26 protein-coding genes and 2 tRNA genes are annotated in these 25820 nt (G+C 65.4%); 12 read left to right on the top strand and 16 right to left on the bottom strand.

The features are described 5' to 3' along the window. Positions 1 to 74: 74 nt before the first annotated feature. Positions 75 to 2993 carry an outer membrane protein gene (locus RPPS3_RS13285; protein WP_234819949.1) on the bottom strand — a complete coding sequence of 973 codons (2919 nt, stop codon included), beginning with the start codon at positions 2991 to 2993 and terminating at the stop codon, positions 75 to 77. 272 nt (positions 2994 to 3265) lie between these two features. Between RPPS3_RS13285 and RPPS3_RS13280 the strand changes: the two genes are divergently transcribed. Next, a complete protein-coding gene (locus RPPS3_RS13280; protein WP_107344530.1) occupies positions 3266 to 3613 on the top strand; it encodes a GrlR family regulatory protein in 348 nt (115 codons plus the stop codon). 43 nt (positions 3614 to 3656) lie between these two features. On the opposite strand, the gene RPPS3_RS13275 is transcribed toward RPPS3_RS13280, so the two are convergent. Next, positions 3657 to 3896 carry a pentapeptide MXKDX repeat protein gene (locus tag RPPS3_RS13275; RefSeq protein ID WP_107344529.1) on the bottom strand — a complete coding sequence of 80 codons (240 nt, stop codon included), beginning with the start codon at positions 3894 to 3896 and terminating at the stop codon, positions 3657 to 3659. Between the two features lie 268 nt (positions 3897 to 4164). On the opposite strand from RPPS3_RS13275, the gene dctP reads away from it, so the two are divergent. From dctP to RPPS3_RS13260, 3 genes are read left to right on the top strand one after another with little or no spacing between them, the layout of a single operon-like run. After that, a complete protein-coding gene (dctP, locus tag RPPS3_RS13270; RefSeq protein ID WP_107344528.1) occupies positions 4165 to 5184 on the top strand; it encodes a TRAP transporter substrate-binding protein DctP in 1020 nt (339 codons plus the stop codon). Then, complete coding sequence (locus tag RPPS3_RS13265) at positions 5181 to 5732, top strand: TRAP transporter small permease (RefSeq protein ID WP_107344527.1); 552 nt, start codon at positions 5181 to 5183, stop codon at positions 5730 to 5732. Before dctP ends, RPPS3_RS13265 begins: the two co-directional genes overlap by 4 nt. Continuing rightward, positions 5729 to 7087 carry a TRAP transporter large permease gene (locus RPPS3_RS13260; RefSeq protein WP_107344526.1) on the top strand — a complete coding sequence of 453 codons (1359 nt, stop codon included), beginning with the start codon at positions 5729 to 5731 and terminating at the stop codon, positions 7085 to 7087. The genes RPPS3_RS13265 and RPPS3_RS13260 overlap by 4 nt, the downstream gene beginning before the upstream one ends. 107 nt (positions 7088 to 7194) lie before the next feature. Here RPPS3_RS13260 and RPPS3_RS13255 read toward each other — a convergent pair whose 3' ends face one another. From RPPS3_RS13255 to RPPS3_RS13235, 5 genes are all read right to left on the bottom strand, one after another. After that, positions 7195 to 8052: a hypothetical protein gene (locus RPPS3_RS13255; RefSeq protein ID WP_107344525.1), complete on the bottom strand. Its 858-nt coding sequence runs from the start codon at positions 8050 to 8052 to the stop codon at positions 7195 to 7197. A 191-nt stretch (positions 8053 to 8243) separates the two neighbouring features. After that, positions 8244 to 9158, bottom strand: coding sequence for a hydroxymethylglutaryl-CoA lyase (locus RPPS3_RS13250; protein WP_107344524.1), 915 nt, complete (start codon positions 9156 to 9158; stop codon positions 8244 to 8246). Positions 9159 to 9275: 117 nt separating this feature from the next. After that, entirely contained in the window at positions 9276 to 11291 is a 2016-nt protein-coding gene (locus RPPS3_RS13245; RefSeq protein WP_199852138.1) for an acetyl/propionyl/methylcrotonyl-CoA carboxylase subunit alpha, read from the bottom strand. A gap of 16 nt (positions 11292 to 11307) precedes the next feature. Beyond that, a complete protein-coding gene (locus tag RPPS3_RS13240; RefSeq protein ID WP_107344522.1) occupies positions 11308 to 12912 on the bottom strand; it encodes a carboxyl transferase domain-containing protein in 1605 nt (534 codons plus the stop codon). Positions 12913 to 13109: 197 nt separating this feature from the next. Continuing rightward, a complete protein-coding gene (locus RPPS3_RS13235; protein WP_107344521.1) occupies positions 13110 to 13415 on the bottom strand; it encodes an ETC complex I subunit in 306 nt (101 codons plus the stop codon). Positions 13416 to 13658: 243 nt separating this feature from the next. On the opposite strand from RPPS3_RS13235, the gene RPPS3_RS13230 reads away from it, so the two are divergent. After that, on the top strand, positions 13659 to 14933 hold the full coding sequence (locus tag RPPS3_RS13230) for an OpgC domain-containing protein (protein WP_107344520.1): 1275 nt from the start codon (positions 13659 to 13661) through the stop codon (positions 14931 to 14933). Here the strand turns inward: RPPS3_RS13230 and RPPS3_RS13225 are convergent. The 5 genes from RPPS3_RS13225 to RPPS3_RS13205 all read right to left on the bottom strand — a co-directional run bounded on the left by RPPS3_RS13225 (position 14867) and on the right by RPPS3_RS13205 (position 18584). Continuing rightward, positions 14867 to 15985 (bottom strand): glycosyltransferase family 4 protein, encoded by a 1119-nt coding sequence (locus RPPS3_RS13225; protein ID WP_107344519.1) that lies wholly within the window; start codon positions 15983 to 15985, stop codon positions 14867 to 14869. The two genes, RPPS3_RS13230 and RPPS3_RS13225, sit on opposite strands and share 67 nt — an antisense overlap. A 99-nt stretch (positions 15986 to 16084) precedes the next feature. Then, positions 16085 to 16161 (bottom strand) — tRNA-Pro (locus tag RPPS3_RS13220). Between the two features lie 80 nt (positions 16162 to 16241). After that, a complete protein-coding gene (locus tag RPPS3_RS13215; RefSeq protein WP_199852137.1) occupies positions 16242 to 16727 on the bottom strand; it encodes a DUF192 domain-containing protein in 486 nt (161 codons plus the stop codon). Positions 16728 to 16911: 184 nt separating this feature from the next. Then, positions 16912 to 17619 (bottom strand): cold-shock protein, encoded by a 708-nt coding sequence (locus RPPS3_RS13210; RefSeq protein ID WP_107344517.1) that lies wholly within the window; start codon positions 17617 to 17619, stop codon positions 16912 to 16914. A 203-nt stretch (positions 17620 to 17822) separates the two neighbouring features. Continuing rightward, positions 17823 to 18584: an SIR2 family NAD-dependent protein deacylase gene (locus tag RPPS3_RS13205; protein WP_107344516.1), complete on the bottom strand. Its 762-nt coding sequence runs from the start codon at positions 18582 to 18584 to the stop codon at positions 17823 to 17825. A 482-nt stretch (positions 18585 to 19066) separates the two neighbouring features. Here RPPS3_RS13205 and RPPS3_RS13200 point away from each other — a divergent pair, with 482 nt between their 5' ends. Beyond that, a complete protein-coding gene (locus RPPS3_RS13200) occupies positions 19067 to 19516 on the top strand; it encodes a VOC family protein (protein WP_107344515.1) in 450 nt (149 codons plus the stop codon). Positions 19517 to 19795: 279 nt separating this feature from the next. Here the strand turns inward: RPPS3_RS13200 and RPPS3_RS13195 are convergent, their stop codons facing one another. Then, a complete protein-coding gene (locus RPPS3_RS13195) occupies positions 19796 to 20053 on the bottom strand; it encodes a PilZ domain-containing protein (protein WP_107346590.1) in 258 nt (85 codons plus the stop codon). Between the two features lie 337 nt (positions 20054 to 20390). On the opposite strand from RPPS3_RS13195, the gene RPPS3_RS13190 reads away from it, so the two are divergent. From RPPS3_RS13190 to RPPS3_RS13180, 3 genes are all read left to right on the top strand, one after another. Next, positions 20391 to 20465 (top strand) — tRNA-Glu (locus RPPS3_RS13190). Positions 20466 to 20471: 6 nt separating this feature from the next. Next, the gene (locus RPPS3_RS13185) at positions 20472 to 21020 is read left to right on the top strand and encodes a thermonuclease family protein (RefSeq protein WP_234819947.1); all 549 of its coding nucleotides are present in this window, start codon (positions 20472 to 20474) and stop codon (positions 21018 to 21020) included. A gap of 21 nt (positions 21021 to 21041) precedes the next feature. Beyond that, positions 21042 to 21395 carry a hypothetical protein gene (locus tag RPPS3_RS13180; RefSeq protein ID WP_107344514.1) on the top strand — a complete coding sequence of 118 codons (354 nt, stop codon included), beginning with the start codon at positions 21042 to 21044 and terminating at the stop codon, positions 21393 to 21395. A 60-nt stretch (positions 21396 to 21455) separates the two neighbouring features. Here the strand turns inward: RPPS3_RS13180 and RPPS3_RS13175 are convergent, their stop codons facing one another. Further along, on the bottom strand, positions 21456 to 21650 hold the full coding sequence (locus RPPS3_RS13175) for a hypothetical protein (protein ID WP_107344513.1): 195 nt from the start codon (positions 21648 to 21650) through the stop codon (positions 21456 to 21458). 276 nt (positions 21651 to 21926) lie between these two features. Between RPPS3_RS13175 and RPPS3_RS13170 the strand changes: the two genes are divergently transcribed. From RPPS3_RS13170 to RPPS3_RS24505, 3 genes are all read left to right on the top strand, one after another. Next, positions 21927 to 22322, top strand: a complete 396-nt coding sequence (locus RPPS3_RS13170) for a hypothetical protein (RefSeq protein ID WP_107344512.1) — start codon at positions 21927 to 21929, stop codon at positions 22320 to 22322. A gap of 113 nt (positions 22323 to 22435) precedes the next feature. Next, the gene (locus RPPS3_RS13165) at positions 22436 to 22621 is read left to right on the top strand and encodes a hypothetical protein (RefSeq protein WP_159060683.1); all 186 of its coding nucleotides are present in this window, start codon (positions 22436 to 22438) and stop codon (positions 22619 to 22621) included. 142 nt (positions 22622 to 22763) lie between these two features. Then, on the top strand, positions 22764 to 23024 hold the full coding sequence (locus tag RPPS3_RS24505) for a hypothetical protein (protein ID WP_159060682.1): 261 nt from the start codon (positions 22764 to 22766) through the stop codon (positions 23022 to 23024). A 13-nt stretch (positions 23025 to 23037) separates the two neighbouring features. Here the strand turns inward: RPPS3_RS24505 and RPPS3_RS13160 are convergent, their stop codons facing one another. Next, the gene (locus tag RPPS3_RS13160) at positions 23038 to 23394 is read right to left on the bottom strand and encodes a hypothetical protein (protein ID WP_107344510.1); all 357 of its coding nucleotides are present in this window, start codon (positions 23392 to 23394) and stop codon (positions 23038 to 23040) included. Continuing rightward, entirely contained in the window at positions 23391 to 25808 is a 2418-nt protein-coding gene (locus RPPS3_RS13155; RefSeq protein WP_159060681.1) for a hypothetical protein, read from the bottom strand. Before RPPS3_RS13155 ends, RPPS3_RS13160 begins: the two co-directional genes overlap by 4 nt. Positions 25809 to 25820: the final 12 nt, after the last annotated feature.

The raw sequence follows: 25820 nt of genomic DNA, 5'->3' as shown, positions 1-25820 counted from the left end.
TCGCAGCCGACCGCCCCGCCCCGTCATCCCAGCCGACCGCGGCCCCGCGGCGAGCCGGGCCGCGATCGTACGGCTCAGTCCCCCGCGAACAATGACGGCCCGAACTTGTAGTTCACCCCGAGCGACACCGTCTGCAGTCTGTTGCTCTGCGGCGCCAGATTGACGCCGTCCAATGCCGGCGTGACCGACGTCGCGAACACCGGGGATGCCCCGAAGTCGAAGTACTTGTATTCGAGCGCCATCGACCACGACGGCGCCAGCGCGTATTCGAGACCGCCGCCGATGGTCCAGCCCCAATTGGTGCTGGTGTTCGCCAGCGTCGTGCCGCCGACACCGACGGTGTTGAACTCATCCTGCTGGCGATCCCACGCCGCGCCGCCCTTGACGTAGAGCAGCGTGCGATCGATCGCATAACCGCCCCGCGCCGTCAAAGCGCCGATCGCGTCGATCTTGCTGCCGCAGTCGAAGCCGGCCACCACAGGATTGGGATACGCGCCGAAGCAGGTGTTGGTGCCGCGGATATTCGCCCAATTGGCCGAGGCTTCGACACCGGCGACGAGATGACCGAACTGGTAGTTGGCGCCGATCTGGCCACCGAGCAGCGCGCCGCCGAGGTCGACGCGATCACCTGTCGTCGGGGTCGGGAATGGGTCCGCGTAGGTGGTGCGGCCCCAGCCCGCGCCGACGCTGGCGCCGACATAGAGGCCGGTCCAATTGACGGACACGTTCCGCGGCGGCGCCTTGGTGATGCCGGCGGCCGAAGTCTCTGCCGTCTCGACATCGCCGAACTTGTACGAGGTCTGCACGAAGCCGCCGTAGCGCTCGGCGTAGAACTGCATCGGCGAGGTGGTCGCCTCTCTCGGGAAGATCGTGCTGGCGCTGTCGGTCGCGAAGTACCAATAGCGGCCGCCGACGCCGACGCTGAAGCGATCGGTGACGGCGTAGGACAGGATCGCTTCGAATTGCGTCCCCCAGCCGTGGCCGACCTCCGACTGCGGATTGATGTCGGCGCGGAACCAATGATTGTCGAAGCCGGCGCGATTGACGTAAGGCAGATAGGCCGCATCGACCTCCAGCCGCAGCCGTTCGGTCAGCGGCGCGCGAACGTTGAGGCCGAGCGCAACACCGCGCCAGGACTCGGTCTCGCTGAGACCGACGAAGTTGGTGGGAAACGGGACGCCACAGGTGTCGAAGTCGGTCGCGATCTGCCGACAGCCGAAGCCGTTGCCGGTCTGGTAGAACGAACGATAACCAACGAACCCGCCGAGCTTACGGCCGCCATCGTTGATGAAATTGTAGCCGATGTCGGCGCTGCCGAAGGCCATGCGGCCGTCGCGCATCTCCGAGATCGTGTTCGAATAATTCACTTCGCTCGGAAAGTCTTCGTCGTTGAGCTGACCGCTCACAAGATGGCCGAGACCGAGATTGGCCTTGGCGAACAGACCCGAGGCGTGATCGACGCGAACGAAGGCTTCGAGCGAATGTCCGGTCTGATCGCCGTAGATCAGCCGCGAATTTAATCGGCTCGGCTGGAAATTGTCGTTCAGATCCTTCTGCATCCGACCCGAGCTGCCCCAATACCGGGTGCCGGCCTCGATCTGCCAGCCGAGCGGCAGAGCGGCGGCCTTGACGAACAGCGGCACGTCGCCGCCCGCATTGAGCGTCGGTGCGCCCGAGCCTAGCCGATAGTTGAGACCAGCCTTGACCAGATCGAGCTTCTGCTTGAAGCCGACCTCGGAGGCATTGCCGAACTGATCGACGTACGCGGTGTCTTTGGTGCCGAAATCGACGTGATTGTATTCCACGAAGGCCGACAGGTTCGGGCTCAGCGCGTATTCCAGGCCGGTGCCGGTGACCCAGCCCCAGCGCGTGCCGCTTTCGGTGAAGCGGCTGGCGCTGCCTGCGCGCTGCACATCGCTGCTGCCGGTTGCCCACGCCGCGCCGGCTTTGCCGTAGATCAACAGGTTGCCCCAAGTCTGGCCGAGCCGACCGGTGATCGTGCCGAGCGACGACAGCTCGTTGTGGCAGGTGAAATTTCTCCGTGTCCCGATATCGGTGGCGCATTTGGCGTAGCCGCCGATATCCGCTGCGGCGGCGGACGCTTCAACGCCGGCGACCCAGCGGCCGAATTGATAGTTCGCGCCGATCTGACCGCCGCCGAACAGACCAGAACTATCGCCGCGCCCGGGGAACCCGCCCGACGTCGACGCGGCGAGCAGCGCGCCGGTCGCCGACTCCCAGTCGTTGCTACCGAAACCTCCGCCGGCATGGACGCCGAGATAGATCCCGGTCCAGCTCCACTGCGGCAGCGGAACTCCCGGGAGCGGCGCGGCGCTGACCGAGGCCGCGCCGAGCCGGTAGTTGAGGCCGACCTTCACCAAGTGCGCGGTCTGGCCGATCGACACGGTCGATACATCGCCGAACTGATCGGCCATCGTCAGTGAGCGATTGCCGAAATCTGCGTAGTTGTACTCGATCTTGCCCGACAGGCCGGGCAGGAAGGCATATTCGACGCCGGCGCCGAGCAGCCAGCCTGTGCGCGTCTCGGACGCTTCAAGCACATTGACGAAGTTGCCGCTGACCATCCGGCGATTGACATCGGCCCAAGCGGCGCCGGCCTTGCCATAGAACAGTAAATCGCCTGCGGCGTAGCCGAAGCGCGCGGCCAGCGTCCACAGCTCATCAATCCGGCTGGTGCAGGCATAGGTGCCGCGCAGGCATCGCGCCAGGCCGTTGATGGAACCGAAGCTGGCGTCGCCTTCGATGCCGAGCACGTAATTGCCGAACTGCGCGTTGTAGCCGCCTTGAATGCCGGCGATCGCATTGCCGCTCACGCCATGGCCGTAGAAGGCCTCTGCGGCCAGCGCGGCACCGCCGCCCGAGATGCTGTTCCACGCGCTATCCGACGCGGCGGCGCCGACGTGGCTGCCGACGTAGAAGCCGGTCCAGTTCGTGACTGCAACTGCTGATGACGGAAACGGAGCAGACGGCAAATCGGCAGCGTGCGCGCCGCTGCATCCAACGGCCACGATTGACCACACACTCAGCCACGCTGGAACCTCCTTCATCCTGTCCCCCTCGCTCGAAAAGCGCACCACCCAATCCAGGGCAAACATGATTCTGTCAGGGAACTCTACGGTCACGCACGCATGGTGACTGAGCAGAACACAACAAAGTTCCGCAGCCGTACGCTGCCGCGCAAAATCAGCGAAGGTTGTGAGCGCGGCTGATCTCAGTACACTTAGGAAAGGTACGGGGCGGCACGATGCGGAACGGGATGTACTCAATTCACATCCGGATGCTCGACGGCGTCCGCGCCCGTTCGAACGGCGTGATCCTGCTGCGCGATGGCCGGCTGCTCGGCGGCGATCCGTATTTCTTCACCACCGGCCACTACACCGTCGCCGACGGCCGCTGGAAAGGCGAGCTGCTGACACGGCAGCACACACCTTACAGCGAGACGCCGGGGCGACCGCTATTCTCCGGACATGACGTGACGACCGGGTTCTCCGGCAGCTTCGTTGATGATGAGTCCGAGGTGTTCGGCACGTCGCTGATCGGCAGCCGCAGCGTCAGCTTTCGCGCCACGCTGCGGCTGCTAGTGACGGACTAATCGGACGACGAACGTTCGTCGCCCTCGTCACGGACGATGCGAACTACTTCTTCATCTGGTCCTTGGACATGCCATCTTTGGACATGGCATCCTTCTTCATGCCGTCCTTCGCCATCGTATCTTTCTTCATGCCGTCCTTGCTCATCGAGTCCTTGGCCATGGAGTCGTGAGCCATGCCGTCCTTCTTCTCCATCTTGTCCATCGCGTTGGCGGCCGGCGCCATCGCGAGGCTGGAGGAGAACGCGGCGACCATCAGGGCGAGAACGATGCGGGTGCGGGTCATGTGATGTGATCCTTGTCGAAATCGATCGGTGCGGCGATTGCCGCCCTCTTGCTCGACGGATCGGGAACCCGGCTTGTTACGCCGCGCCGAAATAATTCTCGGTCGCAGCTATCCGGGACAACGGTGGTTCGGCACCGCAACAACACCCACGCCGCACTGCAACTAATAAAACCTGTCGCAATCGGCCGGATCTCTGCCTCTCGCCTTGACCGCTCAGCGAGCAATGCTTTAGCGATTCAGACAACAGAAAATGATCGGGAGAGAAACGATGCTGTCACGCCGCCACCTCCTCGTCTCCGCACTGGCAGCGCCCGCGGTCCTGAAATACGGGATCGGCTCGGCGCAGGCGGCAACGACGCTAAAGATCTCGCATCAGTTTCCCGGCGGCACCATCGACAAAGGCGACTTCCGCGACCGGCTCTGCCGCAAGTTCGCCGAGGAAATCAGCAAGCGCTCCGGCGGCGAACTGGTCGGCGAGGTATATCCGGGTTCATCGCTGATCAAGACCAACGCGCAGTTCTCGGCGATGCGCAAAGGCGCGCTCGACCTGTCGCTGTATCCGATGCCCTATGCCGGCGGCGAAGTCCCGGAGACCAATATCGGCCTGATGCCGGGACTGGTCTCGACCTATGAGCAAGGCCTGTCGTGGAAGACCAAGCCGGTCGGCAAGGCGCTGACCGACTTCCTCGCCGACAAGGGCATCGTGCTGGTCACCTGGGTGTGGCAAGCCGGCGGCGTCGCCAGCCGCTCCAAGGCACTGCTGTCGCCCGACGATGCCAAGGGCCTCAAGGTTCGCGGCGGCTCGCGCGAGATGGACATGGTGTTGCAGCAGGCCGGCGCCGCGGTGCTGTCGGTGCCGTCCAACGAAATCTACGCCGCGATGCAGACCGGCGCCTGCGATGCCGGCATCACCTCGTCAACCAGCCTGATCTCGTTCCGGCTCGAAGAAGTCGCCAAGCATCTGACCTCCGGCGCCGACGCTTCCTACTGGTTCATGCTCGAGCCGCTGATGATGTCGAAGGCGATCTTCGACAAGCTGCCGAAGAACCATCAGGACATCATCCTATCGGTCGGCGCCGAGCTCGAAGCGTTCGGCAAGCAAGGCGCGCAGGCCGACGACATCGAAGTCGCCAAGGTGTACGAGAAGGCCGGCGCCAAGGTCGACAAGCTCGACGCCGCCACGGTCGAGAAGTGGGCCGCGATCGCGCGCGACACCGCGTGGAAAGACTACGGCAAGAAGACCGCGACCTGCGCCAGCCTGCTCAAGCTCGCGACCGACGCGGCATGATGCACGGACCAGTTCCGGGCCAGCCGGATCCGACCAGCGCCGCGCAGCGCGAGACCGGCGGCCCGCTCGGCCACGCGCTGGCGCTGGTGAACCGCGCGATTCTGGTGCTGGCGGCGATCGCGCTGGTGGTCGCCTGCGGCATCCTCAGCTACAGCGTGGCAGTGCGCAGCCTGTTCCACAGCGCGACCTACTGGCAGGATGAGGCCGCGGTGTTCCTGCTGGTCGGCGCCACCTTCCTCACCGCCGCCTTCGTGCAGAGCCAGCGTTGCCATATCGGTATCGAGGCGTTCACCGGCCTGCTGCCGCCGGCGGTGAACCGCATCCGGCTGTTGCTGGTCGACATCGCCAGCCTCGCCTTCTGCGGCTTCTTCGCCTGGAAATCCTGGACGCTGACGCACGAGGCTTATGTCGACGGCCAGGTTTCGAATTCGATCTGGTCGCCGCCGCTCGCCATCCCCTACGCGCTGATGGCCGCCGGCATGACGCTGCTGTGCCTACAGATCGCGGTGCAGATCGTGAACTCATTCGGCAGGATCAAGCGCGCGTGACAGTCCTCGGTATTGGTATCAGCTACGGCCTCGCCACGCTGGCGGCGATGTTCTCCGGCATGCCGATCGCATTTGCACTCGGCGCCGTCGCCCTGGTGTTCATGGCGATCTACATGCCGCACGCCTCGCTCGATACGGTGACGCAGAACGTCTACGAGGAAATGGCGTCGATCACGCTGCTGTCGATCCCGCTGTTCATCCTGAAGGGCGCGGCGATCGGCAAATCCCGCGCCGGCCAGGACCTGTACTCCGCCCTGCACGCCTGGCTGCATCGCGTGCCCGGCGGGCTCGGCGTCGCCAACGTGTTCGCTTGCGCGCTGTTCGCCGCGATGGCCGGCTCGTCGCCGGCGACCTGTTCGGCGATCGGCTCGGCCGGCATCCCCGAGATGCGCAAGCGCGGTTATTCCGGTGGCTTCGCAGCCGGGATCATTGCGGCCGGCGGCACGCTCGGCATCCTGCTGCCGCCGTCGATCACAATGATCCTGTTCGCAGTCGCGGCGGAAAAGTCTCTCGGCCGGCTGTTCCTCGCCGGCATCGGCCCGGGCCTGCTGCTTGTGGTGCTGTTCGGCCTGTATGCGGTGGTTCGCTTCCGCCGCGAATACGCGCTCGCCAAAGAGCTTTACGACCAGACCGGCCAGACCTCGCCGATCCTCACCCGCGAGACCTACACCATGGCGCAGCGCTTCGGCGCGCTGCCGCGGGTGCTGCCGTTCGTCATCCTGCTCACCGGCGTGATGATCGCGCTGTACGGCGGCTACGCGACGCCGTCGGAAACCGCAGGTCTCGGCGGCTTGCTGGCACTGCTGCTGATCGCGCTGATCTATGGGGTGTGGAAGCCTTCCGACCTGTCGCCGATCATGACCTCCACGGTGCGCGAGTCGACCATGCTGATGATGATCATCGGCATGTCGCTGCTGTACTCCTACGTGATGAGCTATCTGCACATCTCGCAGTCGGCCGCCGAAGCCATCGTGGCGATGCAGCTGCCGCGCTGGGGGCTGCTGGTGGCGATCCTGGCGCTGGTGGTGGTGCTCGGCTTCTTCCTGCCGCCGGTGTCGATCATCCTGATGACCGCGCCGATCATCCTGCCGCCGCTGCGCGCCGCCGGCTTCGACATCATCTGGTTCGGCGTGGTGATGACCATCGTGATGGAGATGGGCCTGATCCATCCACCGGTCGGCCTCAACATCTTCGTCATCCGCAACGTCGCCCCCGACATCCCGCTGTCCGAGGTGATCTGGGGCACGCTGCCATTCGTGCTGCTGATGATGTTCGCGGTGCTGCTGCTGTGCCTGGTGCCCGGGATCTCGACCTGGCTGCCGGATCTGGTGATGGGGCCGGAGAGCCTCAGATAGATCGGAGGGTGGATCAGGCGCACTCGCGCCGCAATCCACCGCCCTCGCCGTATCAGAAACAAGATGGTGGGTTACGCGCCGACGGCGCTAACCCACCCTATCGGTTGCTACCACGTGACGTAGAAGTCGCCGCGATTACCCATGCTCAAAGCCAGCGCTTTGCCGCCATCGATCGCCGCCTTGGTATCACCGGTCGGCTTCACGCTTGTCGACCCCATCGTCCCGCCGCCACCGGCGTCGGCAAAATGAACCGCCCACGACTGCATGTTGAGGTCAGGCACGTCGGACGCCTTCTGGAATTTGAGCGTGCCGTTCTGCAGCGCGTCGCTGAGCGACTGCGCCTGCTCGGTCATGCCTTTGTCCTGAAGCGCGGTGATGTGACTGGCGATGGCCGAGTGCGTTGCAAAGACGAACATGACGTCGTCGGACACCACCTGGCCTTCGGTCGAACTCGCGAACTGGCCGCCGTTCTTGGCCAGATCCTGCATCGCTTGCGCATTGTTGTAGAGCTTGGCGCCGGCTTCCAGGATGGCGATGTTGTCCGCGTTGCCCTGTTGCTGCCAGAGCGGCGTTCCCGACAGCACACTGTCCCCCGCACTGGTTTGGTCCTTCGAACCTTTCAGCCCGTTGCCGAGATCGTGGATCTGATCGAAGATCGATTTGTTATTGGACGACGCTTTGTCCGACTGAGCCGAGCCCTTGTTGCTGGACCTGAAGGCATCGACCTGGGCCGCGAGTTTCTTGGCCGCGACCTGATCGGACGCGTTCCTCGCCAGCATTGCCTTGGCGTTGTCTGACAGATCCACGATCGTCGCGGGGCCGGACCGCGAAGACGCCGCTGCGCTCGGAGCCGCAAAGCTCCCGCTGCTGAGCCCGGAGATCACGCTGTCGCTGGTGGCGTTCTGCACGCCGATCACGGACTTGATCGCCGACCGGTCCGGAAGCGTGGGAGCGATCGTCGTCATGATGGGCCTCCCTGGCCGCGCCGCTGACCCGGTAGATGAAACGGGGTCGACTCGCCAAAATCGAGTATCAAATGATACGGGTATCTTCAGGCGCGCATTGTTAAGAATGAATTAACGCAACTGTCTTCGACCGGATCACGGCGACCCGCCTTGCCTAAGAATTGTTCTAGATTGGCCTGGGGCCGCGCGACCTAGGACGCTGAACGCACCCGCTTGTTCTTCGCATTCAGCGCATTGACGACGCGGCTGACCGGCGGGCGGCCGAGCAGTGCGGCGACGCTGTTGGTCGCGGCAATCAGCCTGTCCATGTCGACGCCTATCGGCACGCCCATGCCCTCCAGCATGTAGAGCACATCCTCGGTCGCGACGTTGCCGGTGGCGCCCGGCGCATAGGGGCAGCCGCCGAGGCCGCCGGCGGCGCTGTCGATCACGCGGGCGCCCTCTTCCAGTCCGGCATAGAGATTGGCGAGCGCCTGGCCGTAGGTGTCATGGAAGTGCATGGCGAGCGACTGCATCGGGATCGCCTCGGCACAGGCGCGCAGCAGCTCGCGAACTTTCTTCGGCGTGCCGACGCCGATGGTGTCGCCGAGCGAGATCTCGTAACAGCCGAGATCCCACAGCGTGGTCGCGGCATCGACCACCGCCTGCACCGGCACGTTGCCGTCGAACGGACAACCGAGCACGCACGAGATGTAGCCGCGGACCTTGACGCCGTCGGCCTGCGCGCGCGTCAGCACCGGCCTGAACCGCTCGATCGACTCCGCCACCGAGCAGTTGATGTTGGCGCGCGAAAATCCTTCGGAGGCCGAGGCGAACACCGCGACGACCTGCGCACCGGCGGCGCGGGCGGCGTCGTAGCCCTTCTCGTTCGGCACCAGCACATGGAATTCGCCCGGCAGCTTGAGCGAGGCGCGCAGCACCTCGTCGGAGCCGACCATCTGCGGGATCGCCTTCGGCGACACGAACGCGCCGACCTCGACGGTCGACAGCCCCGCCGCAACCAGCGCCTCGACGAAGGCGATGCGATCGGCGACGCTGACCGGCGTCTTCTCGTTCTGCAACCCGTCGCGCGGGCCGACTTCGACGATGCGGATGGTGTCGGTCATGCGCGCTCCACGTATTACTTCGTCATGCCCGGCCTTGTGCCGGGCATCCACGCCTTTCACCGGATCAACGCCCAAAGGCGTGGATGGCCGGGACGAGCCCGGCCATGACAGCGGTGGTTATTCCTCTGCGTCCGGCTCGACTTCCGCGAGCTCGGCGCCTTCCTGGACGATGTCGCCAACCTTGCATTTCACCGCCGTCAGCGTGCCGGCGAACGGCGCGCGCAGGGTCTGCTCCATCTTCATCACTTCGAGCGTGAGGATCGGAGCGCCCTTGTCGAGCTTGGCGCCGGCTTCCGCGAGCAGCGCCACCACGGTGCCGGGCAACGGGGCGACGATCTTGTCTTCGCCGGTCTGCTCCTCGCTCTCGCCGCCGAACGGATCGACCAGGTGCAGCTCGAACCGGCCATGGCGTGTCCGCACGTACAGCTCGGCGCCATCGACCACGGCCTGCACGCGCGAGCGCGTTTCGCCGAGGGCCACGTCGATGCCGTCGCCGGCAGCGCTCCAGGCGAAGGCAAGCTCGCGGCCCGCGATGCTCAGCGCCGACGTGCCGCCGCCATAGGTGAGTTCGATCTTATGGTCAGTGTGATCATGACCCTGTCCGCGGCGGAATAGGAAGGTGCGCTTGCGCCGACCGACCGGCATCCAGCCGGACGTGCGCCACGGCGACACTCCGTCCGCCTTGGCGGCTTCATCCTCACCGCGCAGGATCGCCGCAACCGCGGAAGCGAGTTCGAGATCGCCGAGCGCGTTCGGTGCCGCGGTGAGCGCTGCGAGATGGCGTTCGATGAAGCCGGTATCGATCGCGTTGGCGCGCACCTCGGGACGCGTGATCAGCGCCGATAGAAACGGAATGTTAGTAACGACGCCGCGGACGTCGGTCTCGTTGAGGCCGCGGTCGAGCCGGTCGATCGCCGCCTGACGGGTCGGCGCCCAGGCGATCACCTTGGCGAGCATCGCATCATAGTACGGCGACACGCTGTCGCCGCCGCGATAGCCGGCGTCGATGCGCAGGCCGTCGACCTCGGCCGGCGTCCGCCACGTCGTGATCTTGCCGACCGATGGCATGAAGTTCTTCGCCGGATTCTCGGCATAAACCCGCGCTTCGATGGCGTGGCCGTTCAGCTTCAATTGGTCCTGTGTCAGCGGCAGCGCTTCGCCGAACGCGACGCGAAGCTGCCATTCGACGAGGTCAACGCCGCTGATCAGCTCGGTGACCGGATGCTCGACCTGCAGGCGGGTGTTCATCTCGATGAAGAACACGTCCTTGCCGTCGGACACGAACTCGATGGTGCCGGCGCCGACATAGTTCACCGCGCTCGCCGCGCGCCGCGCCGCGGCACACACCGTCTCGCGCTGTGCGGCGTCGAGCGTCGGCGATGGCGCCTCCTCAATCACCTTCTGGTGGCGGCGCTGCAGCGTGCATTCGCGCTCGAACAGCGACACCAGATTGCCGTGGCTGTCGCCGACGATCTGCACCTCGATATGGCGTGGATTGTCGACATAGCGCTCGATCAGCAGCGTATCGTCGCCGAACGCCGCCTTGGCCTCGCGTTTGGCGCTGACGATTGCGGCGGCAAGTTCGTCGGCCTTGCGCACCACTCGCATGCCGCGGCCGCCGCCGCCGGCCGAAGCTTTCACCAGCACCGGGAAGCCGATCTTGTCCGCGGCCGCGGCGAGCGTCGCTTCGTCCTGCGCCGCGCCGTGATAGCCCGGCACCAGCGGCACGCCGGCCTTTTCCATCAGCGCCTTGGAGCCCGACTTCGAGCCCATCGCGGTGATCATCTCCGGCGACGGCCCGACGAACACGAGGCCAGCATCCGCGCAGGCCTGCGCGAACTCGGCGCTCTCGGACAGGAATCCATAGCCGGGATGCACCGCCTCGGCGCCGGTCTGCTTGGCGGCCTGGATGATACGTTCGATGTTCAGATAGCTGTCGCGCGCTCGCGCCGGGCCGAGCAGCACGGCCTCGTCGGCCTCGGCGACGTGCTGGGCGCCGGCGTCGGCTTCGGAGTACACCGCGACAGTGCGGAGGCCCATCGCGCGCGCGGTGCGGATGACGCGGCAGGCGATCTCGCCGCGGTTGGCGATCAGGAGCGTGCGGAAGCGACGATACAGGGCGGTGCTGGTCATCATCAGATCCTGATCATCACATCCGGAACAGGCCGAACTTGGTCGGCTCGATCGGCGCATTGCTGGAGGCTGAAAGCCCGAGCCCGAGCACCAGGCGGGTATCGGCGGGATCGATGACGCCGTCGTCCCACAGCCGCGCGGTCGCGTAGTACGGGCTGCCTTGCGTCTCGTATTGCGCGCGGATCGGCGAGCGGAATTCCTCCTCCTCCTCCGTGCTCCAGGCGCCGCCTTTGGCTTCGATGTTGTCGCGGCGGAGCTGGCTCAGCACCATTGCGGCCTGCTCGCCGCCCATCACCGAGATCCGCGCGTTCGGCCACATCCACAAAAAGCGCGGCGAATACGCGCGGCCGCACATGCCGTAATTGCCGGCGCCGTAAGAGCCGCCAATCACCACGGTGAATTTCGGCACATTGGCGGTCGCGACCGCGGTCACCAGTTTGGCGCCGTCGCGGGCGATGCCGCCGGCTTCGTACTTCTTGCCGACCATGAAGCCGGTGATGTTCTGCAGGAACACCAGCGGAATGCCGCGCTGGCAGCACAGCTCGATGAAATGCGCGCCTTTCAGCGAGCTTTCGCTGAACAGGATGCCGTTGTTGGCGATGATGCCGACGGGAAAGCCCCAGATATGCGCGAAGCCGCACACCAGCGTCTGGCCGTACAGCTTCTTGAACTCGTCGAACTCCGAGCCGTCGACGATCCGGGCGATGATGTCGCGCACGTCGAACGGCTTGCGGCTCTCCGCCGGCACGATGCCGTAGAGCTGCTCGGCCGGATACAGCGGCTCGCGCGGGGTGCGCATGTTCAGCGGCGGTCGCTGCGGCGGCTTCAAGGTGCTGACGATCTTGCGCGCGATGCCGATCGCATGGGCGTCGTTCTGCGCGTAGTGATCGGTGACGCCGGACTGCCGCGAATGCACGTCGGCGCCGCCGAGTTCTTCGGCCGACACCACTTCGCCGGTCGCGGCCTTCACCAGCGGCGGGCCGCCGAGGAAAATGGTGCCCTGGTTGCGGACGATGATGCTCTCGTCCGACATCGCTGGCACATAGGCGCCGCCGGCGGTGCACGAGCCCATCACCACCGCGATCTGCGGAATGCCGGCCGCCGACATATTGGCCTGGTTGAAGAAGATCCGGCCGAAGTGCCGCTCGTCGGGAAACACCTCGTCCTGCTGCGGCAGGAAGGCACCGCCGGAATCCACCATGTAGATGCACGGCAGATTGTTCTGCCGCGCGATGTCCTGCGCGCGCAGATGCTTCTTCACCGTCATCGGGTAATAGGTGCCGCCCTTCACCGTCGCATCGTTGGCGACGATCATGCATTCGCGGCCCATCACGCGGCCGATGCCGGTGACGATCGAGGCCGAATGCACGTCACCACCGTAGAGGCCGTTGGCGGCGAGCGGCGACAGTTCGAGAAACGCGGTGCCGGGATCGAGCAGCAGGTCGACGCGCTCGCGCGGCAGCAGCTTGCCGCGCGCGGTATGTTTGGCGCGGGCCGCCTCGCCGCCGCCAGCAGCGACCGCCGCCAGCTTGTCGTTCAATTCGGCGACCAGCGCCCGCATCGCATCGGCATTGCGCGCGAAATCGGCCGAACCGGGATCGATCTTGGAGTGCAGCGACATGGCGTTTCCGGCAGGTTCTGACTCGCTTCGGGACCGAAGCGTTGAAGACATCGTGTCATCGCCAGGCCGCCAGGCGCAACCCTAACCTGACCCGGCGCAGCGCAGGACGCGCATAGCCGTTCGGCGCAGCCTCAGGCTTGCGCCGAGCAGTCGTCGAGGTCGCCGCGGCACCTCACGGAGCCACGGCGGATGCCGGATCAGTGGGTCCAGGGCTCGGGACGGCGGAAGGCAAAATTGTCGGCGTAGGCCGCGCGGCGGCGCGCCGGCTCCTTCGGCTCGATCACCTGATACGGGATGCCTTCCCGCTCGCAATAGGCCACCGCCTCGTCGCGGGTGTGGAAGCGCAGGCTCACCTGCTGCTGCATGTCGGACGACGAGGTCCAGCCCATCAGCGGCTCGATCATGCGCGGCTTCTCGGGCTCGTAATCGAGCTGCCATTCCCGGGTCTTGGCGGTCCCGGATTGCATCGCGTTCTTGGCGGGCTTGTAGATCCGTGCGGTCATGGAAGGGTCGAGCCTGTCGGGGTGCGGCGCTGCGCCGGTTTGGTGGAAGCGGCGATCTTGGTGTATTGTTCCGCCGCGTAACGGATCGGGTCGGGATCACGTAGAGTTTTGAGGTTGGTCCCGGCCACTTGTGATTCCGTCGCCTGCGGTTTCGTTTCCTGATTTCCTATATTCCGTCCCCGGCACCGTGACAATCGTGGGGCCCGGCGGACGACCTTCGCAACAACACGGACGATCGGCTCCATGGAAATTCAGGCCATTCTGCCCAGCAAAGGGCGCGATCTGCGGCTCGACCTGTTCCGCGGCGTCGCCAACTGGGCGATCTACCTGGATCACATCCCGAACAACGTGGTGAACTGGATCACAACCCGGAACTGGGGATTCAGCGACGCCGCCGATCTGTTCGTCTTCATCTCCGGCTACACCGCCTCGTTCGTGTACGCCAAGATGATGCTGGAGCGCGGCTTCATCGTCGGCGGCACCCGGCTGACCAAGCGGGTGTGGCAGCTCTACGTCGCGCACATCGTGCTGTTCGTGATCTACATCGTGGCGATCGGCTACGTCGCGCAGCGCTTTTCCGATCCCGAGATCATCAACGAGTTCAACGTCGCCGGCCTCGTCGCCAATCCGATCGAGACGCTGCGACAAGGCCTGCTGCTGAAGTTCAAGCCGGTCAATCTCGACGTGCTGCCGCTCTACATCGTGCTGATGGGGCTGTTCCCGCCGGTGCTGTGGCTGATGCTGCGGCGGCCGGACGCGGTGATGATCGGCTCGTTCGTGCTGTATTTCGCCGCGCGCTACTTCGAATGGAATCTGCAGGCGTTTCCGGAAGGCACCTGGTACTTCAATCCGTTCTGCTGGCAGCTGTTGTTCGTGTTCGGCGCGTGGTGCGCGCTCGGCGGCACGGTGCGGTCGCGCTCGATCATCGACTCGCGCGGGATGCTGTGGTTCTGCCTGGCGTATCTGGTGTTCGCGCTGGTGATGACGATGGCCGGCCGCTTCCAGGAATTCGGCGACCTGTTCCCGCGCTGGCTGTACGACGCCTTCAATCCCAACGACAAAACCAACCTCGCCCCGTACCGTTTCCTGCATTTCGCGGTGATCGTGGTGCTGGTGATCCGGTTCGTGCCGAAGGATTGGAAGGGGCTGGAATGGCGCGGCTTCGACCCCTTGATCAAATGCGGTCAGCAGTCGCTCGCCGTGTTCTGCGTCGGCGTGTTCCTGTCGTTCGTGGCGCATTTCGAGCTGACCATGAGCTCCGGCTCGCTGCTCGCGCAGATCCTGGTCAGCGTGATCGGCATCGCTCTGATGACGCTGGTGGCCTACTACATCTCCTGGTCGAAGCAGCAGGACAAACCCGCCCGCCCTGCCGCCAAGCCCGCCACTCAGGCTGCGCCCGTTGCTCCGGTCGCAGCCTCAGGTGCCGAGCCGCAGCCGGCGCGGTCGCAGCTTCAGGACAGCGGCGTGCCTGCCGTCTCGCCGGCGATGATCGCGGCGGCGCGGTCGAGCCCGGAATAGAGATCGTGGCTGGCGCCGTAGCGGGCGCCGTTCTCGCTCCATGACGCACGGCGTCCCGGCGCCGACGCCTGACGCAGCGCCTCGATCAGATTGCCGGGACCGAACGGCTCCGGCAGCACCACGCCGGCATCGGCGGCTGCGACGTGGCGAGCATAGCCGCACACCGCGGTGGTGATCACCGGTAGGCCGTTGACCACCGCCTCCAGGATCGCGGTGCCGGTGGTGTCGACCCGCGCCGGATGGATCAAAATATCCGCTCCCGCCATCAATTCAGGAATGTCGCGGCGCATCCCGAGCAAGCTGATCCGGTCCGACACCTTCGCATCGCCGGCGAGCCGGCGCATCAGCCGCCCCTGCTTGCTGTCCTCGGCAACCCCGGCCACCACCAGCCGCGCCTCCGGAAATGCCGCAAGCGCGGACACCGCGCGGTCGAGCCCCTTGGTGAGCGGATGCGCCGCCACCGCGAGCCAGACGACGGTGTCACCGACGATGCCGAGCTCGCTGCGGATGCGCTCGCGGGTGCCGTCGGTGCGAAATTCCGGATGTCGCCGGCCGGGATCGATCGTCGGCGGCATCAGCGCCAGCCGTTCCGGCTCGGTGCCCCAGGCGAGTTGGAAACTGTCGAGCTGGTTCTGGCTCAGCAGCAGACACTGCGTCGGCCGTCCGGGTGCGAAACTCGCAGCCTCCAGCCCAAGCTTGATCCGGCGGCGCGCGGTGAAGCGATCGGACCACCGCGCCGGGCGCGCCTTGTCACAGCCGTCGGCGCAATACAGCACGTCGAGATCGATCAGCTTGCCGAAGCCGGCGAGCCGGTCGAAGTCCGGTTTGCGCTGCGCCGCCGCTTCGGCAAAGCGCTGGTCGCGGCCGTGATTGCTCCAGGCGCTGACCGGCAGCAGCTCGATGTTCAGGTCGGTCGGCAGCTCGCCCTGCCGCCGTGACGCCAGGATGGTGACGTCGTGGCCGCGCGCCATCAGCCGCCGGGCGATGCCCATGCAGTCCCGCTGCAGCCCGCCGCTCGGGAACAGCGACACGATCGCCAGTGCGATCTTCATCGGCCAAGCTCCGCAGCAGCCTCAGATACGGTGCAATCGGCACCGGCCGCGTGCCCTGGGAGGCCGCAGCGAAGCCATCGTGAAATGAAGGAAGACGGGTGGTCGGGGCAGCTGGATTCGAACCAACGACCTGCAGTACCCAAAACTGCCGCGCTACCAGGCTGCGCTATACCCCGATCCATGACCCGATCCATGACCCGGATCTCTGGGCCGACGGCCGTCGATACACGGTTCACGTCAGCCCAGCAAGCCGGCCTCAGCGCGACTTGAACAACGGATGCGCCACCCGGTCGCCGGCGGCGATGCCGAGCTTCTTGGCGGTGCCGCCTGAGACCTCGAGCACGCCCGCGACTGGGCCGCCGGAAGCGATGATCCGGGTCGACAGCGGCTCAGTGTTCTCGGCGATCCGCAGGATGGTGCCGTCGCCGCGGATGAAGATCATGTCGAGCGGGATGTAGGTGTTCTTCATCCACATCGAGACCTGCTGCTCGGGGCGGAAGTCGAACAGCATGCCCTGCCCGTCCGGCAGGCTCTTGCGGTACATCAGGCCGATTTCCCGCTCCTGATCGGTGGTGGCGATCTCGACGGTGAAGACGTGCACGCCGGTCTTGCCGACGATCTCGAGCGACTGCATCTGCGCCGCGACCGCGCCCTGCACCAGAAGGCCGCACAGCATCGCCGCCATCGCGAGCGCACCCAGCCACCGCAGCCGGCGGAACTTGAACATTTCAGAAGCCTGCATGGAATCGAACCTGTGTTTCGCGGGCGCCACGGCCGCGCATCGCCGCCGGGATCATGCCGAACGCATTTCCGCCGCGCAAACAACATGCGCGGCGGCCGTCAGCCGATTCACAAATTGGCGATCAAGGATGGCGCGATCAAGAACAGCGCACGTGCTGTGCGCCGTTTGCGCTCGGGTCGCCCGGTCAGTGCGAGGACAGCCCGGGTGCGCCGTTCTCCGGCTGGATCTCGGCCGCCATCATCCCCTTGGAGCCCGGCCCGAACCGCACCAGCACATACTGGCCCGGCCGCAGCTCGGTCATGCCATAGCGGCGCAGCGTTTCCATGTGCACGAAGATATCCGGCGTGCCCTCGCCGCAGGTCAGGAAGCCGAACCCGCGCAGCCGGTTGAACCATTTGACCTGCGCGCGCTCGAGCCCGCTGGTCGGCGTCACGCTGACATGGGTGCGCGCCGGCAGCATCTGGGCCGGATGGATCGCGGTCGACTCGTCCATCGAGACGATGCGGAATGCCTGGTAACCCTTGGCGCGCTGCACGCATTCGACGACGATGCGGGCGCCCTCATAGGCGGTCTGGTAGCCGTCGCGGCGCAGCACGGTGACGTGCAGCAGCACGTCGGGCCAGCCATTGTCCGGAACCACGAAGCCGTAGCCCTTCGAAGCGTCGAACCACTTGATGACGCCGCTGATCTCGACGAGGTTCGCGGCTTCGCCGAGACCCGTAAAGGCATCGCGCGGATTCAGATCGCGGGGAACTGAAAGGTCGCCATGCGCGCCGACCCCGAAGTCCCGCGGCGAGAAATCGCCTGCCGGAAACTCCGCTGCTCTCGGCTTCGCAGCGCTGGCTGCGGGCAAAACGCCCGGCCTTTTGGACTCAAATCCGTCCGACCCCATGACCCCGGACCCCGCACGTCATCAACAAATTCGTCGCATCCGCGACGAGGATGATTCGCCGAGCATTCCCTCAAACTACTCAGGATTGCGCCGCCGCGAATCTGTTGATTCGAAGATAACACCGTGGTCCAAACGGCAAAGACAAAAAAATCGTTACGCGACAACTATAAACAGCCTTGAAAGCCTGCGAATCTTACGAGGTTTCAGTTACCGACGAACGGTCCAAGCGTTTCTCCGATGTCATGACGGATCACCAGATCGGCCATTTCATCTTGTTCGGTCGGCTCTCTGTTGATGATCACGAGCTTGGCGCCGCACTCTTTGGCCAGCATCGGAAAGCCCGCTGCAGGCCACACCACAAGCGACGAACCGATCGCAATGAACAGATCGCAATGCTGCGCCAGATCGGTCGCGCGGCGCATCGCTTCCGGCGGCATCGACTGACCGAACGATACCGTCGCGGTCTTCACCGGCTCGTCGCACGCGGTGCAATGTGGCGCGTGCCCGGTGCGGAAGAACCATTCGCGCACCCACTCCAGCTCATGACGTTTGCCGCAGCCGATGCAGCGCGCGTAGGTGGTGTTGCCATGGAGCTCGACGACGTCGTGTTCGGCGAAGCCGGACATTTGATGCAGATTGTCGATGTTCTGCGTGATGATCGCCGGCACCTTGCCGGCTCTGTACAGCGATGCGAGCGCGCGATGACCGCGGGTCGGCCGCGCCTTCGCAAAGGTCTGCTCCATCGCGAAGCGCCGCCGCCACGCTTCGTCGCGCGCATCCTGGCGCGCCACGAACTCGTCGAACGGAATCGGCTGATTGCGGCTCCATAGGCCGCCAGGCGATCGGAAATCAGGAATGCCGGACTCGGTCGAAATGCCGGCGCCGGTGAATGGCACGATCGACGAAGCGTTCGCGATCATGTCGCCGAGCTGTTCGACCCCGCTGGAAAGGCTGGGTGCGATCATGGTTGGATCATTTCAAACTTACCCTGTCGTCGCGCAAGCGTCCGCGCGCCGCGAGCGAACCGGGAGGACGAGGCTGCGCCGACATCGACGCATCCGCCGCGGAGAAGTTGCCGGTTCCCGTGCTCAGATTCGAAGCCACATTTTTTTGAATTGCAAGAGGGCTGCCCCGGTCGGATAGTTGAACCCGTCTCAACGGATGACCTCCTCTGAAAGAGCCCCGCGCGACCTCCAAGGCGGGGCTCTTTTTCGTCGGTCGTCCGCCCGCGATCGGATGCGAAGTCACGATGTTCAGTGCCCTCGCCTCTCGTTCGCCACACCTCCCCGAGCGCGCATAAGGTCCGGAGCCTCGGCTCCGGACCTTCATCGTTTTGACGTCCGGTCCGGACATCATGGCCGGCGCCGCGAGCGCGCCGCCTGCGCTTTTCATCGCGGCCATTCCGTCGCAGAATCCCCGGCACCTTTCTCAAGGAGACCACCCGCACATGCGTTACCTGCACACCATGCTCCGCGTCCGCAATCTCGACACCGCCCTGAAGTTCTTCGTTGGCGCGCTCGGCCTCAAGGAGGTCCGCCGCATCGACAACGATAAGGGCAAGTTCACGCTGCTGTTCCTGTGCGCGCCGGAAGACGAGGAACTGGTGAAGCAGTCGAAGGGCCGCCCGGCTCCGACGATAGAACTGACCCACAATTGGGACGAAGAGACCTATGGCGAGGACCGCTTCTTCGGTCATCTCGCGTTCGAGGTCGACGACATCTACGCGACCTGCGCAAAGCTGATGGAGCTTGGCATCACCATCAACCGCCCGCCGCGCGACGGTCAGATGGCGTTCGTGCGCTCGCCGGATCTGCAGTCGGTCGAGCTGCTGCAAAAGGGCGACGCGCTGCCGCCGCAAGAGCCGTGGGCCTCGATGCCGAACACCGGCCATTGGTAAGGCCCCTGGGGTCCCGTCCAGCAGAGATCGCCCGCATCCGCTTCGTGAAGCGGAACGACGCGCACAACCTCGCGTTGGTCGAACAACCAACGGAGGACATCAATGGCGCGAGGACTGTTGCTTTGGCTGATCGGCGTTCCGATCCCGATTATCATTCTGTTGTGGCTGTTCTTCGGCCACTGAGCTGACGTCGCTCACCACGCTTTTTTGCCGGTTACAACGGGCTCCGCGAACAGTGGAGCCCGTTTTGTGTCGGCACTTCAGCGCGTCGACGTGGCCTCAACTGACGAACTTGACGCCGAGCGTCGTGCCGCGTCGCCAGACCACTTCGCACTGCCGGCCCTGACGCGCGTCGCGCGAGAAACCGAGCCGCAGCCGCGAGCCGAGCGACTCCGCTTCGCCGAGCACCAGCTTGGCCCCCGAACTCGACAGATCAAGCACCTCGCATGGCCGCGCGGCAAAGCCGCCGTCGAGCGTGATCCAGCCACTCTGGCGTACCGATTTGCGCGCCTCGCGCTTGGTCTTGTCCTTGGCCATGATGTCGTCCTCGGCCTGCTTGGATCGCTCGCCGGAGGGCACAGCGCCGCGGCCAGAGCGAAGCAGAAAGTGAGCGTTCGCGGGCCCCGATCGCTCAGGACCGTCTCTGCTCTAGGTCCCGGGCTGTTGAAAAATCGTTGCAAGATTTAGCGAAAAGTCGGGGTATCGGCAGATCGCTGCGGAGAGCGCTTGCCCCTCCGGAAAAACGCCACTATACGTTCGCCCGCTGCTTCGCCGCGGGCCCGTTCCGGCGCCTGCTGAAACAGCCGTTTCGGGTTAGACCGTGCGTTTCCGCCTGCTTGCGATCCTTGAAGGATCGCGCCAGTCCGGCGGCTTCGCTCCCTTCGTCTATCGGTCAGGACGCCACCCTTTCACGGTGGAGAGAGCGGTTCGATTCCGCTAGGGAGCGCCAAAATCGATGAAAATCAACAGCTTATCTGTCAGTGGGCCGCATCTTAGCGCCTATGTTTTACAGAGCTTTTCGAAGCTGTGTGACCCACTTTCCGGGCCCGGCCCGTTCTCGGCGTTCGCCGCGATCATCGCTTCGGCCGCGGCTGTTTTCGCCTTGGCCGGATCAACCGCAGCCGAGCCGATCGCCTCCGAGCGGATCGAGGTGATCGATGGCGACACGATCCGAATCGACGGGCGGTCGCCGTCGCACCGGCTGGTCGGCTTCAATGCGCCGGAGACGTTCCGGGCGGCAAACGCGGCCGAGCACGAGCTGGGCCTGAAGGCCGCGGAGCGGCTGCGCGCGCTCGTCCGTGCCGGCCATCTGGATTACACTGAGGTGCGGTGCTCCTGCCGGCCGGGCACCGAAGGAACTCCCGCCTGCAACTACGGCCGCCGCTGCGGCGCGCTCCGCGCCGGCGGCGAGGATGTCGGGACCATCCTGATCCGTGAGGGCCTCGCGGTCCCCTTCATCTGCGGCCGCACTGGCTGTCCGCCAACACCAAACCCGTGGCGGTGATCGGTAACGCGAGGAAACCAAATGACGATCGTTAATCGAAGCACCCTCGCCGCGCTGAAGGCCTATAAAGCGATGGACGATGGCAACGCCGTCGTGAACCGCCGGGCCCTGGACGAGGCAATTTCAGCCCTGGAAAACGCGACGGCCGACCCTGCATCGATCAAGATCAACCCGATGTCGACAGCCCCTCGGGACGGCACTCTGGTTTACATCTATGAGGAGAACGGCAGCAACATCCAGTCTACACTGGCTCGCGTCGTCCCGACTTGGGTGACCGACGAATTCATACCGCACGATATCAGCGCCACCGACACCAGCGGCATGAACCACGGCGCAATCCCCAATGAGTTCGCTCTCGGATGGCTCCCGGCTTGAACCTTCACCACGGCGAGAACATCCGGGTAACGATGCGGCGGCTGAAGGTGCCGCGACCCCTCAGAACGAACTGACTTTGATCTCGTGTTCGTACTTCAGGATTCCGCTGACGAGCACAATAGTGCGACCGCCCGGATGATCTTCCACGGAGATCTCAGAGCGCAGGCACCCGGCGGCCAATAGCCCGGCCAAAACATCTTCCAGCCATTCGCCTCTGGATTTTCTCGCGGCAGCCACGAGTTCGTTAATCGTCATCGGTCGGCACCATCCAGCGCATTACAGCGTGGACTCTGCACTTCATCCGGTTGTTTCGCAAGCTCAGGCCGCGCCGGCGTGGTTGCACAATCGGCGCCGCGCCTCACCTTCCGCGAGACACTGAGATGAAGTTGACGAAGGCGCGTTGATTTGCCGGCATCGCTTCAAGGCGCATGCACGATGCTGCGAAGCATGCGGAATTGACCGAGGCGCGGCCGAACCGGCGGACCGCTAAGCGAGACCAGTCTACCACAAGAACAACAAGACTGGGTCGCTTTGGAACTTCACCTCGCGTTTCGGGACGAGCGCCTGCTCATCGCCCGCTTTGTCGTCTCGCTTCTCCAGGATCTCCACACCAGCCTGTTCCCGGCCCGCTCCGGCAGCGTCGGGCGGGATGCGGATGCGGTGCTGGTAGCGTGCTGCGTCACCATCGGCCACGCCGAGGGCCGGCCGATGAACGCCAGCAAGGTGGCGCACGTGCTCGGCATGCCGCGGATGACCGCCGCCAGGCGCCTTGGCGAGCTTGCCGAGGCCGGCGCGATCACCCGGCGCGGCCGCGACTATCTGGTCTCGGACGAGCGGATGAAACAGCTCACGCTGATGGAGCTTCGCCGCATCGCCGCGCGGCTGCGCAAGGCCGCCGATGCGCTCGATCGCACCCAGGCGCGGTGATCCTGTCCGAACGGACAGGGAAAACCGCCCATTTTGGGCAGTCGTGTTGTTGAAACACCGCGCGAACGCGCCCCACAATTCCACCGTTAGTGAGTATGTGGAGTGCAATTGCCGTGATTTACCATTTCCAGGGGCTGCTCGAGACCGACGCCCGGATCATCGCCGAAGACGATACCTACGCCGTGATCGCCGTGCGGGTGGCGAAAGCCACCATCGCCCGCAATCTGCCCTTCCTCGCCGCCCTCGGCGATCTCGCCCCCGCCGCCAAGCCCGCCGCCGACCCGCTGCCGCAGCGCTGAAACGCCAAAGCCCCGCCGCTCGGCAAGAGCGACGGGGCTGGGCGTAAATCGTTGGCGCAGATTGCGCGGGGGAGTTGTCAAGCATATCTTGACAACTCATCCGATGGCGCCATCCAAGCTACGTTCGCAAGGAAAAACCCCGATGTCAGAGACACTACGCATCGATCTTACCGAGCACGAACGGGACGGCAAAACGATCGCGTTCGAATTCGAGATTGTCGATGGCAATGTCCGGATTACAGAGCACTGGTCGGAGGAAGACGAGAGCTACGGCCCCGGCTGTAGGATCAACATTCCACCGAGGGTTTGGGCATTAGGCTGTGCTTGGGTGCAACAGCGACGGGGCGGGGCGACAAGTTTACACTCAGCCGATCCGAATTTACTGATCGCCACTATCAGTTGACATATCGGCCGTTTTAGTTGCTGCCCTTGAACGGCGAGAACGTCACCTCGAACGGGCCGCGCCACAGCGTTTGCGGCGGAGCGCCGGGCAGCGTGACGCGCAGATAGTCCTGATATTGGTCGGCAGCGATCGCCGCGGTGAAGGCCGACGGCAGCGTGATCACCAGCTTGCCGGCGGCAGCGTCCACCACGGCGATATAGTCCGTGAGCGACGCGCGAGCGACCGTAACCTTCTTGTTGTTCACCAGCGCCCATTCGATCACCGCTCCGGTCAAATCCATCGGCGTGCCGTCGGCGTTCTTCGCGGTGCCGTTGATCTGCCAGCCGTCGCCCTGCGGCATGTCCGGCACGCGCGGATGCTGCAACGTCATGTGTCCTGCCCTCGCAATTGAATGGCGCCGCGCGCCTGCCCGATCACCGCCGCAGCGCCGGCCGCCTGCCCCCGCAGCACCACCGGCCCCGCCGCCTGCCCGGTGATGAAGCGCACCGCGATCCGCTGAATGGTGCCATTGCCAAACCCGACGATCAGGTCGATCGCCGGCACGCTCTCGGCCAGCCCGGTGTCGATCAGCACCACCGGCGCCGCGTCATCATCCGGCGCTGCGGACTCGCCCGTCGCCGCCGCGATCGCCACCCACAGCACGGCTTGATCGCCGGCGGCCGCAGCCGCGCTCGCCTGCGCCGCAGCGGAGATCGCCTGCGCCAGACTGTCCGTGAAGCTGGCCACATCAGCCGCAGCCACCGCAGCGACAGGCCCCGCGGCCGAAGCCTCGCCCGCCGCGGCGACGGCCGCCGCAGCGACGGCCAGGCTGGCGGAAGCCGCCGCACCATCGCCGGCCGCGCCGGTCGCAGCCATCACAGCGGCCGCGATCGCCGAGGCCACGGCCGCAAGATCTCCAGCCGCGATCGTCTCGCCTGCCACGGCCTGAAACCCAGCCGAGCCGGTCGCTGCATCGCCGCCCGCGCCGGCATCTGCCTGCGCCACGCTGAGCGTCGCCGCAGCCACAGCAACGCTGACTGCGGCATTGCTCTCCAGGGTCCCCACAACAGCCGAAGCCGTCCCGGCCGCAGCCGCTGCGGCCGCCGCCGTCTCGGCGGCACTCGCGGAGGTGGAGGATCCGGTCGTCGCGCTGTCGGCCGCACCTGCGGTGTCCGCTGCCGCCGCGGCGAGCGCCGCACCGCCCGCGCTGGCCTCTCCAGCCGTCCCCGTGTCGGCAACAGCACCGGTGACCGCAGCCGCGACGCTGGAGGCCTCAGAGGCCGCCCCAGCCTCGCTGATCGCCGGAGATGCAGCCGCCAAGGCAGACGCTGCACCCCCGCTGCCGGCCGTCTCAGCGCCCGCCAGCGCCACAGCACTGGCAGCCGTCAGGCTCTCGCCAGCCGCGCCCGAATCCGCCACCGCCGCGCTCAGCGGCACGCTGCTGCCGATCGCCTCGCCAGAGGCCGCGGTTTCGGCCGCCGCAACGGTAATCACCACTATTGCGGTCTGAGCGGCATCCGATGCCCCACTTTCCGCCGAGGCCGCAACCTGCGACACCAGGACAGACGCGGCGTCGCCGAGAGATGCGCTCTCGGTGAGCGATCCCGAGGCGCTGCTGCCACCGGCGGCCGCCGTAAAGGCAGCCGCGACCAAGACACCCGCGCTAGAATACGACACCGCTCGATTGGTCAGCCCGCCACCGGGGTTGTCGAACTTACCTCCATAGATAGTGTTGGTTGTGTCCGCATACGCAGAGGTGACGCCCACCCACGAAGATGGCGACCCACCTCCCGCAACCGCAATCAGCGAGCCGCCAGCCCCAACATCGATGACGCCATTGTCGGCTGGAACGCCGATCGTGTCGGATGGGGTTGCCCCGGTCGCACCAGAAAGCGCGAAGACGCCTTCAACAACCGATTGATGCGATGCTGCGCCAGTGGTTACGACGCTCGCAGAGGTTCCCGTCGGGACGACAGCGCTCAACAATGCCAGAACGGCGCCGACGTTAACCTGGGTGATTGTAGCAGGCACCCCGCCGATCGTAGCCGACATATAGTCTACGCCGGCCAGATTGAAGACGCATACCACCACGACGCGGTCGGCGGCGGCAGTCCCGATCGGAACGCCGGTAACTGTCGATGTCGTCCCGGTCGATCCCGTGCGCGCAGTGCTGTCCGTTAGCGTCGAGGTGACGCTCCCACCTCCGCCACCTCCAGAACTGGTCTCAGTGACCTCGATAAGCCAATTTATCCAGCCGGAAGCCGTTCCGGTGATCGTCTGGTTGGTCGATGACCAGGACGTCACGCCGCCGGTGCTATGCGCGGCGGTTTCTGCCGTCGCGTCGACACCGTCGGAGATGTTCGTCATGCCGCTCGGCGCGGTCTCGATCGTCGTATCGACGGATCGATGGCCGATGAAGCCGAGCAACATCGAGCTGCCGTCGGTGACGTTGAGCGTCAGCGCCGGCCAATTGATCGTGTTGGTCGTTCCAGCGTTGTTGACGTTGGCGCCGACATCAGCCGTCGTGCCGGAAGATGGACGGGCGATCGCGATTTGAAGCCGCGACGAGCTCGTCCACGTGCCCGTCGTCTCGCTCGACGATGCGGCGATTTTCTTGGCGAACCTGACCGAGCAACTGGTGCCCGTCTTGGTGCCAGTCCCGATCGCCGTCCATCCGGCCGGCAGCGTCGGCGGCGTGGTGGAGCCGTCGCGAAACCCAAAGCCGACGATGACGTCTCCCGCCTGATGAGACGGCAGCGTTGCCGATGTGGTCCCGACCGCTTGGCCGACGACGCTTGCAGTCACGAACGTGCGGTC

The sequence above is a fragment of the Rhodopseudomonas palustris genome (assembly GCF_003031265.1).
GTDB classification, from domain to species: Bacteria; Pseudomonadota; Alphaproteobacteria; order Rhizobiales; family Xanthobacteraceae; genus Rhodopseudomonas; species Rhodopseudomonas palustris_H.
Note: the sequence above shows the minus strand (reverse complement) of the source record. Positions and strands in the feature narration are given on the sequence as shown.